This window comes from Alloyangia pacifica, from assembly GCF_003111685.1.
Taxonomy (GTDB): domain Bacteria; phylum Pseudomonadota; class Alphaproteobacteria; order Rhodobacterales; family Rhodobacteraceae; genus Salipiger; species Salipiger pacificus_A.
The window spans coordinates 941577-953651 of the sequence record NZ_CP022190.1 but is presented as its reverse complement, the minus strand read 5'-3'; the positions used below and the strand labels follow the sequence as shown (position 1 = coordinate 953651).

At 66.0% G+C, this 12075-nt stretch carries 12 protein-coding genes; 3 read left to right on the top strand and 9 right to left on the bottom strand.

The window, feature by feature from the left end:
• Window positions 1–16: 16 nt before the first annotated feature.
• Window positions 17–913, bottom strand: coding sequence for a mechanosensitive ion channel family protein (locus CEW88_RS17370; RefSeq protein ID WP_108969251.1), 897 nt, complete (start codon window positions 911–913; stop codon window positions 17–19).
• Window positions 914–1152: 239 nt separating this feature from the next.
• Here CEW88_RS17370 and map point away from each other — a divergent pair, with 239 nt between their 5' ends.
• The gene (gene map, locus CEW88_RS17365; RefSeq protein ID WP_108969249.1) at window positions 1153–1980 is read left to right on the top strand and encodes a type I methionyl aminopeptidase; all 828 of its coding nucleotides are present in this window, start codon (window positions 1153–1155) and stop codon (window positions 1978–1980) included.
• Between the two features lie 120 nt (window positions 1981–2100).
• Here map and CEW88_RS17360 read toward each other — a convergent pair whose 3' ends face one another.
• The 8 genes from CEW88_RS17360 to CEW88_RS17325 form a co-directional block, all read right to left on the bottom strand.
• On the bottom strand, window positions 2101–2913 hold the full coding sequence (locus CEW88_RS17360; protein WP_108969247.1) for a sulfite exporter TauE/SafE family protein: 813 nt from the start codon (window positions 2911–2913) through the stop codon (window positions 2101–2103).
• Between the two features lie 245 nt (window positions 2914–3158).
• Window positions 3159–4139 carry a zinc-binding dehydrogenase gene (locus CEW88_RS17355; RefSeq protein WP_108969246.1) on the bottom strand — a complete coding sequence of 327 codons (981 nt, stop codon included), beginning with the start codon at window positions 4137–4139 and terminating at the stop codon, window positions 3159–3161.
• A gap of 29 nt (window positions 4140–4168) precedes the next feature.
• Window positions 4169–4768, bottom strand: coding sequence for a TetR/AcrR family transcriptional regulator (locus CEW88_RS17350; RefSeq protein ID WP_108969244.1), 600 nt, complete (start codon window positions 4766–4768; stop codon window positions 4169–4171).
• A gap of 141 nt (window positions 4769–4909) precedes the next feature.
• The gene (locus tag CEW88_RS17345) at window positions 4910–5452 is read right to left on the bottom strand and encodes an NADPH-dependent FMN reductase (protein WP_108969242.1); all 543 of its coding nucleotides are present in this window, start codon (window positions 5450–5452) and stop codon (window positions 4910–4912) included.
• 86 nt (window positions 5453–5538) lie between these two features.
• Entirely contained in the window at window positions 5539–5982 is a 444-nt protein-coding gene (locus tag CEW88_RS17340; RefSeq protein WP_108969899.1) for a MaoC family dehydratase, read from the bottom strand.
• A 109-nt stretch (window positions 5983–6091) separates the two neighbouring features.
• The gene (locus CEW88_RS17335) at window positions 6092–6964 is read right to left on the bottom strand and encodes a TIGR01459 family HAD-type hydrolase (RefSeq protein WP_108969241.1); all 873 of its coding nucleotides are present in this window, start codon (window positions 6962–6964) and stop codon (window positions 6092–6094) included.
• 81 nt (window positions 6965–7045) lie between these two features.
• The gene (locus CEW88_RS17330; RefSeq protein ID WP_108969239.1) at window positions 7046–7912 is read right to left on the bottom strand and encodes an aldose 1-epimerase family protein; all 867 of its coding nucleotides are present in this window, start codon (window positions 7910–7912) and stop codon (window positions 7046–7048) included.
• 91 nt (window positions 7913–8003) lie between these two features.
• On the bottom strand, window positions 8004–8924 hold the full coding sequence (locus tag CEW88_RS17325; RefSeq protein WP_108969237.1) for a manganese-dependent inorganic pyrophosphatase: 921 nt from the start codon (window positions 8922–8924) through the stop codon (window positions 8004–8006).
• 227 nt (window positions 8925–9151) lie between these two features.
• On the opposite strand from CEW88_RS17325, the gene CEW88_RS17320 reads away from it, so the two are divergent.
• Entirely contained in the window at window positions 9152–9364 is a 213-nt protein-coding gene (locus CEW88_RS17320) for a DUF3072 domain-containing protein (protein ID WP_108969235.1), read from the top strand.
• Between the two features lie 188 nt (window positions 9365–9552).
• Window positions 9553–11832: an NADP-dependent malic enzyme gene (locus CEW88_RS17315; RefSeq protein ID WP_108969233.1), complete on the top strand. Its 2280-nt coding sequence runs from the start codon at window positions 9553–9555 to the stop codon at window positions 11830–11832.
• Window positions 11833–12075 lie beyond the last annotated feature (243 nt).

The following is a 12075-nucleotide window of genomic DNA, read 5'->3' as shown; positions in this document are numbered from 1 at the left end:
GATGCCATCAAGGGACTCAGGCCAGTCGCGAACGCGGCTCCGCGGCCACCTCGGCATCCTCGTCGCGCGAGAGGTGCAGCGTGCGGGTGGGGAAGGGGATGTCGACGCCATTGGCGTCCAGCGCTTCCTTGACCTTGCGCTTCATGTCGGCCTGATAGGCGAAATAGTCGCCGCTCCCGACCCAGACGCGCACCAGGAAATCGACCGAGCTGTCGTTCAGCGCGTTGACCTGGATGAAGGGTTCGGGATCGTTCAGCGAGCGCGGATCGGCCATGATGGTCTCGCGGATCACCCGCTCGGCGGTGGCGAGGTTTGCGCCGTAGCCGACGCCAAAGGTCCATTCCGCGCGGCGAGTCTTGTAGATCGAATAGTTCTCGATGACGTTGCCCCAGACTTCGGAATTCGGCACGATGATCTGCGTGTTGCCGAGGCTGGCAAGCTCGGTGGTGTTGAGGGTGATGTCCTTGACCGTCCCCGAGACCCCGGCCACCGAAACGAAATCGCCCAGCTTGATCGGGCGGAAGATGATGATCATCACCCCCGCTGCGACATTCGACAGGGTGCCCTGAAGCGCGAGCCCGACGGCAAGGCCGGCAGCGCCGAGCGCGGCGATGATCGAGGTGGTCTGCACGCCGAAAGTGTTGAGCACAACAAGGATGGTGAAGATCAACACCACGTAGCGCGCGATATTCCCGAGGAAGTTGAAGAGCGTGTCATCGAGCCGGGCGCTGCGCGCCGACATCGCGGTGATCCGGCCCTTGACCCAGCGGCCGATGAAAAGCCCCACCAGCAGCAGCACGATGGCTGCCACCACGTTGCCGAGAACGCTGGCCATGAAGTCCAGCGTGAACACGTCGGAAAGCGACGTGCCGTTGTAGATCTCGGTGTTCATGACTTCGTTGATACTGTCCATTGTCCCTCGTCGGTCCTTTTCTGCGCCTTGCGGCTTTCTTGCGCGCCGCTGCGTCCGGCACGTCTTTGGGTCGGGTCTGCCTGATCCCCTTCAGGCGGTCTTCGGGCGATGCCCTGGCTGGCAGGATCGGCGCCGCGGCCCGCATCGCGGGACTTAACTCCGGGACATGCCATTGCGTTCCCCTGCCATCCTCTGGCAATGGAGCGCAATACGCATTAAGTATTGAAGGGAAGAGACCCATGGAGCGCCCCGTCTTGCGAAATGACACGAGCGGCCGTCTCACCCGCGACGGCATCCGCATTCACGAAACCGCCGATTTTGCCGGCATGCAGAAGGCCGGCGCGCTGGCCGCGAAGATCCTCGACGATCTCGCGCCGCTGGTCGAGCCCGGTCGCACCACGGCCGAGATCGACGACTTCATCCGCGGTGCGGTCGAAGAGGCGGGCGCGGTTTCGGCCACGATCGGCTACAAGGGCTATCAGCACGCCAGCTGCATTTCGATCAACCACGTGGTCTGCCACGGCATCCCCGGCGACAAGAAGCTGAAGGATGGCGACATCCTCAACGTCGATGTCACGGTGATCGTCGACGGCTGGTACGGCGACACCAGCCGCATGTACGTGGCCGGCAAGCTCTCGCGCAAGGCCGAGCGGCTGATCCAGGTGACCCATGACTCGCTCATGATGGGCATCGAGGCGGTGAAGCCGGGCAACACCTTCGGCGACATCGGCCATGCCATCCAGAGCTATGTCGAATCGCAGCGCATGTCGGTGGTGCGCGATTTCTGCGGTCACGGTCTCGGCCGGGTGTTCCACGCCGCGCCCAACGTGCTGCACTATGGCCGAGCCGGCACCGGGCCGATGCTCGAGGAAGGCATGTTCTTCACCATCGAGCCGATGGTGAACCTCGGCCGTCCCGAGACAAAGGTGCTCGCCGACGACTGGACCGCCGTGACCCGCGACAAGTCGCTCTCGGCGCAGTTCGAGCATTCGGTTGGCGTGACCGTCGACGGGGCCGAGATCTTCACCCTCTCTCCGGGCGGTAAGTTCCACCCGACCTGGGGCTGAAGGGCTGAAGGGCTGGCCGGGCGCGATCTCGGGCGAGGGGCAGTCCACCAGCCTCAACGCCGTCTCGATGCCTGGATGGTCCAGCGCCTCGCCGAGGGATGAGGCGTCGGCCCGACAGGCTCAGCCCACCAGCGCCTTGCGGAGCATGTTCCCGGCCAGCACCAGCACGGTGATCGCAAAGACCAGCCGGAGCCGGGCCGGGCTCAGGCTGTGCGCCAGCTTCACACCGATCGGCACGGTGAGCAGCGAGGTCACCATGATCAGCAGAACGGCGGGCAAATTGACGTAGCCCACGGTGCCCGGCGGCTTGCCGGTGATCCCCCAGCCGGTCAGCAGGAAAGCGATGAACCCGGGGATCGAGATCAGCAGCCCGAAGCCGGGCGAGGTGCCAACGGCACGGTGCGGCGGCACGTTGTAGGCGGTCAGCAGCGGCACGGTGAAGCTGCCTCCGCCAATGCCCATCAGCGCCGAGAAGAAGCCGATGATGCCGCCGTAGAGCGCGCTCAGCCCGCGCCCCGGCAGGGTCTCGGAGATCCGCCAGGTCTTCTTGCCGAGCAGCATGTAGAGCCCGAGGCAGACGCCGATCACGCCGAAGACCAGCAGCAGCTGGTCGCTGTGCAGCACGGTCGCGGCCAGAACGCCCAGCACCGAGCCCATGGCGATGAACGGCCCCCACCCCTTGATCAACTCGAGGCTCACCGCGCCCCGCTTGTGATGCGAGGTGACCGAGCGCAGCGAGGTCACGATGATCGTGCCGGTCGAGGTGGCGACGCAGATCTGCATCAGCTGCTCGGGGTGATAACCGAGGCCGGTGAAGACGTAATAGAAGGCCGGCACGAGGATGATCCCCCCGCCCACGCCCAGAAGACCCGAGATGATTCCGGCCACCGTGCCGGCGGCGGCGATGACGGCGAATAGCGTGACGTAATCCATGGGGCTCTTTCTGCTGTGCGGCGGATGCGGCGGGGCGTGGACCCGGCGGCGCGGTGGCCGCCTGCCGGAGAAACGCGGCGCCGGGGCGAAGGTCAAGGGGAAGCGGTGCGCGCCTCGGGGATCACGCGGCGACTGCGCCCCGAATGCCGCGCCCCGCGCCACGCAGGGCCGAGCGGCGCGTCACACGAAAAAGACCCCCCGCCGGTTCGGGCGAGGGGCCTTGTATCAGGGGCAAGCGCCGCGGGTCAGGCCCGCAGCAGGATCTTGCCGCTGCGGGCGGGCGTCTGGGCTGCGTGCATCGCCTCGGTGACCTGCTCCAGGTCGAAAACGCTGCCCACGTCGAGCGCCAGCTTGCCTTGCGCCGCCAGGGTCACCAATTCGGTCAGCAGGCGCACCTGCGTCTCGCTGTTCATCTCGCCGAACACGCGCGAGGCCCAGAAGCCGCGAACGGCCAAGTGCTTGGTGATCATTTCACCGCTCGGCAGCTGAAGCGGTGCGCCGGTCGCCGTGCCGAAGACCACGTATTCCCCGTCCTTGCCCAGCAGCGCGGCCAGCGCCATGCCCAGCTCGGCGCCGACGGAGTCAATGGCCGAGACCGCGCCCGCGGGACCGATCAGCGCCTTGGCGGTGTCGAGCCAACCTTCGTCGGCGGTGGAGAGGACGTGTTCGGCGCCGAGCGCCTTCATTTCCTCGACCGCATCGGCGCGGCGCACGAGGTTCAACAGGTTGATGCCGCGCGCCTTCGCAAGGCTCACCATGATCTTGCCGACAGCGCCATTGGCCGCGGTCTGCACAAGCCAGTCGCCTTCGCCGGCCTTGAGCGAGTCGAGCAGGGCGATGGCGCTGAACGGCATGGCGATGAGCTGCGCCGCGTCCTCGTCCTGGATGCTCTGGGGCAGTTGCACGAGCGTCGCCGCCTTGGCGACGAAGAACTCGGCCCAGCTGCCGTGCACGCCGCCGACCGAAACGCGCTGGCCGAGCAACGCCTTGTCGACGCCCTCGCCAAGGGCGGCGACCATGCCGACCGCCTCGGAGCCGCCGATCTCGCCGGGCAACTCGGGGACGTAGCCGTATTGGCCGCGGATCGTCCACAGGTCGTGATTGTGGATCGGCGACAGGATGGTCTTGATCAGCACCTCGCCCGGACCGGGCTTGGGCGTCTCCATCTCGCCAAAGAGCATCACTTCGGCGGGGTCGCCAAAAACGTCGTGATATGCAGCACGCATGTCGGGGTCCTTCGTGTCAAAAACAGGGGTCAGGGAGTGTCGGGGAAGAGGCGGCGCACGGTGTCGGCGCGAGCCTGCCGCAAGGGCGCGTCGCTCTGCGAGAGCTTGGCAAGGATCGCCGCGCCAAGCCATTGCGCGTAGGCTCCGCCCGCCGCGCCCTCGGGGTCGGGCAGCGGCCGCAGCGAGCCATCCTCGGCGCCTTCAATCAGCAGCGCGGCGAGGCGCGCAACAAGGTCAGAGACCCCGTCGTCGAGCACCCGGCGCATGTCGTCCGAGAGGTCGGCGATCTCGGCGGCGAGCTTGACCACAAGGCAGCGTGACGCCAGTCCCGCCGAGGCGTCCTCGCCGAGCCAGGAGTCCCAATAGGCTGCGAGCCGGTCGCCAGCGCTGCCCGGGGTCTCCGCGAGGGCATCAAATCTCTCGAGATATTCGGAGACGTAGTCCTCGAGCAGGGCGCAGCCGAAGGCCTCCTTGGAAGCGAAATAATAGTAGAACGACCCCTTGGGCACGCCGCTTTCCTTGAGGATTTGCGACAGGCCCACGCCGGTGAAGCCGCCCCTCAGGACAAGCTCGCGGCCGCTGGCCAGGATCTTCTTGCGTGTTGCTTCGGATTTGCTCGACTCGGTCATGGGGAGCTATGTAGTTAAAATAGACCGGTCGTCTAGACGCTCCGCGGCAGATTTTCCCGATGACGTCGCGCCAGACGGAGGCCGCGTGTCACGAGGCGTGATCGGCAGGCGCAGAGCCTGCCGGGGCCACCCAAGGAGGTCTTAGTCGAGACTCGCGGCGAAGCTCGCGAGATAGGCCTGCAGCTGCTCGCGCACGGCGCTGTCGGTGAGGGTGCCCTGCGCATCAAAGGATTTACCCGCGCGCGACACCATCAGTTTTGCGCCAAGCCAAGGTTGCGCCCCCAATGCGCGCAGCACGGGCAGCCAATGCGTCTGCGACAGGATTGTCCCGAACCCGCCGGGCGACGCGCCGATGATCGCCACCGGCTTGCCCTTGAACGCTTTGCCGCCCTCGCCGCGTGACATCCAGTCGATGGCATTCTTGAAAACGCCCGGAATACCGCCGTTGTACTCGGGGGTGACCAGCAGCAGCCCATCGGCCTCCGCCAACTGCGCCTGCAAGGTCTTCACCGCCACGGGCAGCCCCTCGGCGGCCTCTTCGTCGGCGTTGAAAAGCGGCACCTCGTGGATCGAGCCGGGCAGCACCGGGCAGTCTTCGGGCGCCAGCTCCATGGCGGCGCGCAGCAAGCCGGCGTTGTAGGAGGCGGCGCGCAGGCTGCCGCTGAGGCCGAGAATTCGGGGCATGGGTCAGTCCTTCCGCTAGGTGAACCGTAGCATGGCTCGCGGCGGCGCCCCCGGCAAGACATTGATGGTGCGGAGAAAGCGACCGGTCAGTCGAACTTCCGCGAGGGCGCGAGCACCTTGGCCTCGCCAACCAGCACCGGTTTTCCGTCGACCGAGCATTTGCAGTCCAACATGACCCTGCGTTTTGAAAAATCGATCTCGCGGACCGTGACCTCGGCGAGCACCGTGTCGCCGGGGCGGACGGGGGCGATGAACTTCAGAGTCTGGCCAAGATAGACCGTTCCGTGGCCGGGAAGCTGCTCGCCGATCACCGCCGAGATCAGCCCTGCGGTGAGCATGCCATGGGCGATGCGCCCCTCGAAGATCGTATCCTGCGCGTAGGCGTCATCGAGGTGGACCGGGTTGTGGTCGGTTGAGATCTCGGCAAAAAGCGCGATGTCGCGGTCGGTCACCTCTTTGCGCAGGTGCCGGGACATACCCATCTCGATGTCCTCGATGCAGATCGTCCCGCGGGGCAGGTTGTCGAGCATCTTCTCCTCCATGATCTGCGGTCCGGTAATAAAACTGCGACTGAATTGGATCATTGAGTAATTTTATTACTTCGCGACCGCAGAAAATCAAGAGGAGAATTTGTATTTTTCAGCGTAGGAAGCCAATCGAATAGGTCGGTTCCATTTGCTGGTCGGCGAGGTAGCGTTCGAGCGCCTCGGCCTCGGGCTGTTCGTCGGTCTTCGTTTCCTTGGCCGCGAGCCCGCCCGTGATGAACAGCGAGTCGATGTCCTCGCCCACCGCACCGAGGATGTCGGTGCGAATGCCGTCGCCGATGCACAGGATCGTGCTGTCGGGCACGCTGCGGTCGATCTCGGCGAGCCGGCGGCGCGCGAGGTCATAGACCGGCGGATGCGGTTTGCCGAAATAGAGGCTCTCGCCGCCCATCTCGGTGTAGAGCTGCGCCACCGCGCCGGCGCACCATTCGCGGGTCTCGCCGCGGTCGACGACGATGTCGGGGTTCGCGCAGAGCAGTTTCATGCCCTTTTGCTTGGCGTAGAGCAGCTGCGGGCGCAGCTCCGAGGGATCCGCATGCGGATCGAACGGACCGCAACAGACGATGCCTTCGGCCTCTTCCAGCGCGACGCGCTCGATCGGCAGCGGGTTCTCGAGCAACTTGATCGGCTCGAAGAAGGGCTCATCGAAGGGCGTGCCCATGAAGTAGACTTTCTGGCCGACCTCACCGCGGAACATGGCGACGCGGGCGCTGTCGCCGGAGGTGGCGATATTGTCCCAGGCGTCCTCGGGCACGCCGAAACCCTCGAGTTGCTTGACCACCTCGTGGCGCGAGCGCGGGGCGTTGGTCAGCAGCACCACGGTGCCGCCCCGGGCGCGGAAACCGCGCAGCGCCTCGATGGCGGCGGGAAAGGCCTTCACGCCGTCATGCACGCAGCCCCAGAGGTCGACGAAGGCCGCCTCGTAATTCTGCGAGATCTCGGAAAGCGACTGGATGATGCGGGTCATGGGAAGCCTTTGTCGGACTTTGAGTGTGAGAGCTGCGCCCTTGATAGGCCAGCGCGGGCGATGAGGCCAGCGCCGCGGAGCTCAGAGATGCGGGGTGACGGTGTAGCCGAAGCTCGCGCCTTCGCCGGGAGCGAGGCTTAGCGCGCCGGGACGTTCCGAGAGCTGGGACGAGGCGCCTTGGAGCGCATGCATCCCATGCCAGGGCTCGACACAGAGGTAGGGCGCGCCGGGCTTTTGCCAAAGCGCGAGAAAGGGCAGGTTTTCGAAGGTGAAATCGAGCCTCGGGCCGTGCTCCGCGCCATAGGAGAGCGCCGTCCCCGCGCCCTCTGGGAAGATCATCGCGTCCGCCTCGAACTGCTCGTGGGCGAGAGTGAGCTTGCCGTTGCTGAAGGGCGAGGGCAGGCGGGCGTCGCCGAGACGTCCAGCGTCGATCCGGGCCAGCGCTGGCTCGGCCTTGTCGGCGAGCGTTACCTCATGCGGCCGGCCCTCGGCGCCCGGCAGCGGCCAGGCAAAGGCGGGGTGAAAGCCAAGGCAGAAGGGCAGCGGCGCATCGCCGGTGTTGGTGACATCGGCGGAGACCTTCAGCGTGCCACCTTCGAGCGCGTGAGTCACCGCCAGCCGGAAGGAAAATGGGTATTGCGCGCGGGTCGCTTCGCTGTCGATCAGCACATGGCGGCAGGAGGTTGCGGAGCTTTCTTCGAGCATGAATTGGCTCTGGCGGGCAAAGCCGTGCTGGGCCATCTCCGACTCGAACGCGTCGATACGAAGGCGCCCGCCAGGCGCGGGGCCGACGATCGGAAACAGGATCGGCGCACGGCCGGACCACCACGTAGGATCGCCCTGCCAGAGGAGCTCCTTGCCGCTCTTTGCAAAGCTCTGCAGCTCGGCGCCGAGTGGCGCGACGGTGAGGGTGAGATCGGCGTCGGAGAGGGTGACGAGGTCGGTCATGGCAGGGCTCCGGGCAGGGAGGTCACGGGACAAAGGGCACGAAAAAGGGCACCCGCCGGGGTGCCCTTGGGGGTCTGCGCGGCGCGGCGGCTCAGACCTTCAGGTTCGGGATGATCTGCTTCTTGCGCGACATGATGCCCGGCAGCACCACGGTGTCGCCCTCGACACTCGCGCCGAAGCTCTTTTCGGCCACCGTCTTCACCAGATCGTTCGGCACCAGCAGCGTTGCTTCTTCCTTGAGGATGTCCACCACGAAGAGCAGCACCTCGTCGACGCCATCCTCGGCGGCGACGGTCTTGAAGCTCTGCATGAGGCTGTCCTTGCGGCCAAGCGGGATCTCGGGCGCGGTGGTCTCCAGCACCGAGACGCGGAACTTGGTGCCGCCGACTTCGTACTCCTTGCTGTCCATGCGGATCAGTTCGGCGTCCGAGAAGTCCGACACGTCCGATTTGGCGGCGAACATCTCGACGGCGAAGTCGGGGATCTCGACGCCGAGATCGGCCGCCAGCGTTTCGGCGACGGCGCGGTCGTGCGGCGTGGTGGTCGGCGAACGGAAGGCCAGCGTGTCCGACAGGATGCAGGTCAGCGCCGCGCCCTTGATCGCTTCGGGCATCTTCACGAAGTCCTTGCCCATCAGGTCGATCATGATGGTGGCGGTGCAGGCCAGCGGGCGGACAGTGATGTCGATCGGGCCTTTGGTTTCCAGCCCGCCGACCAGCTTGTGGTGGTCGATGATGGCGCGGATGTCGGCGCTGTTGATCGAGGCGGGCAGCTCGGCGGGGTTGTTGGTGTCGACGATCACCACGGGCGCATCGGCCTCGACGTCGGCGATGATCTCGGGCTTCTCGAGGCCCCAGTGCTCGAGCATGAAGGCGGCCTCGGTGTTGGGCTCACCCAGCAGCACGGGCTTGGCGTCCACGCCCTTCACCTCGCTGAGGTACCACGACCAGATGATCGGGCTGCCGGTGGAGTCGGTGTCGGGGGACTTGTGGCCAAAAACCAGGGTGGTCATGCGGAAGAAACTCCTCGGGTTCATAGGGAGGTGCATCGGGATGCGTCACGGCTTTCGCGGGGCGTTATAGGCAGATGCCCGCGGCTTGTCACGCCGCCAAATGCCGCTGCCCTCGCGGGATTTGCGCTGTCTCTGCCACGTTTTCGTTGTGTTTCTGCCCTGTTTCCGCGGTGTCATGGAACCGCGCCCGCAAACCCGCGTTGAGTGCCCCATAAGGAGGAACCACGATGAGTTTCATGACCAGCCCGCGCCCGATCGACGCCGCCATGGATGTGCCGCCCGATCCGCGCCAGCCAATGACCGCTGAGCAGGAGCAGCGCCTTCGTGATCTGTCCGAACGCGCGGGCGAGACCTTTGACGCCGAGCTGACCCTCTGGCAAGCCGAGCGGCGCATCGCCGAGCTCGACGATCTTGCTGGCACCACCCCTCCGGCGTCCTGACCACGCGGCCCGATCACGGCCCTGCTCGAGAGCGGCGGGGCGGGCAGGTCTCCGCCCTTCCAAACACAGCCGTGATGGGCTGTCCGGCGTTTTTCGTTTACCGGCATCGCAAATCCTGATACCCGGCCCCCGAGCCCGCATGGGCAGATTGTTCAACGTTGAACCATCTTCGATGGGAGGCCTAAGACATGACCGATACCGCTCAGGAAAGCCTGCGTCAGGCGGCGCTTTTCTACCACGAGAACCCCAAGCCCGGTAAGCTCGAGATCCGCGCGACCAAGCCCTTGGCAAACGGACGGGATCTGAGCCGCGCCTATTCCCCCGGCGTTGCCGAGGCCTGCCTCGAGATCAAGGCGGACCCCGCCAACGCCGCGCGCTACACCTCGCGCGGCAACCTCGTCGCGGTGGTCTCGAACGGCACTGCGGTGCTCGGGCTCGGAAATATCGGCCCGCTGGCGTCGAAGCCGGTGATGGAAGGCAAGGCGGTCCTCTTCAAGAAATTCGCCAATATCGACTGCTTCGATCTCGAGCTCAACGAGCCCGACCCCGAGAAGCTGGCCGAGATCGTCTGTGCGCTCGAGCCGACCTTCGGGGCGATCAACCTTGAGGACATCAAGGCGCCCGATTGCTTCATCGTCGAGAAGATCTGCCGCGAGCGGATGAACATCCCGGTCTTCCACGACGACCAGCACGGCACAGCCATCGTGGTGGGCGCCGCGGCGACCAATGCGCTGCACGTGGCCGGCAAGTCCTTCGAGGACATCAAGATCGTCTCGACGGGCGGCGGCGCGGCGGGCATCGCCTGCCTCAACATGCTGGTCAAGCTCGGCGTCAAGCGCGAGAACATCTGGCTCTGCGACATCCACGGCCTGGTCCATGAGGGCCGTGAGGAAGACATGAACCCGCAGAAGGCCGCTTTTGCTCAGGCCACCGACAAGCGCACGCTGGACGAGGTGATCGAGGGCGCGGACCTCTTCCTCGGGCTTTCCGGCCCCGGCGTTCTGAAACCCGAGCAGGTGGCCAATATGGCCGCGCGCCCGATCATCTTCGCGCTGGCCAACCCGACGCCCGAGATCATGCCCGACCTCGCGCGCAGCGTCGCGCCGGATGCGATCATCGCCACTGGCCGCAGCGATTTTCCGAACCAGGTCAACAACGTCCTGTGCTTCCCCTTCATCTTCCGCGGCGCGCTCGACGTCGGCGCGACCGAGATCAACGACGCCATGCAGGTCGCCTGCGTCGAGGGGATCGCGGCGCTGGCCCGCGCCACCACCTCGGCCGAGGCCGCCGCTGCCTACCATGGCGAGCAGTTGACCTTCGGCGCCGACTACCTGATCCCCAAGCCCTTCGATCCGCGGCTTTCCGCCGTGGTTTCCTCGGCCGTGGCCAAGGCGGCGATGGAGACCGGCGTGGCGCAGCGGCCGCTCGCCGATCTGAAGGCCTACAAGGACAAGCTGAACGCCAGCGTCTTCAAGTCGGCCCTGCTGATGCGTCCGGTGTTCGAGGCCGCCGCCACCGCTTCGCGCAAGATCGTCTTCGCCGAGGGCGAGGACGAGCGTGTGCTGCGCGCCGCGCAGGCCATCCTTGAAGAGACCACCGAAACGCCGATCCTCATCGGTCGCCCCGAGGTGCTGGAAATGCGCTGCGAGCGTCTTGGTTTGACCGTGCGCCCGGGCCGCGACTTCCACGTGGTGAACCCCGAGAACGACCCGCGCTACCGCGACTACTGGGAAACCTACCACGGGATCATGGCGCGGCGGGGCGTGACGCCGGATCTCGCCCGTGCGGTGATGCGCACCAACACCACCGCCATCGGCGCGGTCATGGTGCATCGTGGCGAGGCCGACGCGCTGATCTGCGGCACTTTCGGCGAGTACCGTTGGCACCTCAACTATGTGACGCAAGTGCTTGGCAGCGAACGGGCGCAGCCGCATGGCGCGCTGTCGATGATGATCCTCGAAGACGGTCCGCTGTTCATCTCGGACACGCAGATCTGGATCGAGCCGACACCCGAGCAGATCGCCTTGACCGCCATCGGCGCAGCGCGTCACGTTCGGCGCTTCGGCCTCGAGCCCAAGGTCGCGCTCTGCTCGCGCTCGCAGTTCGGCAATCAGGCCGACGGCTCTGGCCCGCGTATCCGCAAGGCGCTCGAAATCCTCGACAGCGCACCGCGTGACTTCGTCTACGAGGGCGAGATGCATGTCGACAGCGCGCTTGACCCCGAGCTGCGCGCGCGCCTGCTGCCCAACGGCCGGATGCAGGGCGCGGCCAACGTGCTGGTCTTCGCCGAGGCCGACGCCGCTTCGGGCGTGCGCAACATCCTCAAGGTGAAGGCGGGCGGTCTGGAAGTCGGGCCGATCCTCATGGGCATGGGCAACCGCGCACATATCGTCACCCCCTCGATCACCGCGCGCGGGCTGCTCAACATGGCCGCCGTCGCCGGAACCCCGGTGGCGCACTACGGCTGATCCGAGCCCGGCCGCGGCGCTCTGGCGCCGCGGCCGACACTCCAGGCTCCGCCGTCATTGCGATTCTCCCGTCCGCGCTGGTCGTTCTCCATGGAACGGTTGCGCCGAATTTGCAAAAAATGGCGCGGTTTGCAGAAGAATTTGCAGTCCTCGCGGCTTTGCAAATTTTTTTCGCCGGTGCTTCGCAAAAAACAGCAAACTTCTGCGTCCTTCTGTCCCTGTGCGCGGTAACAGACTTGCCGG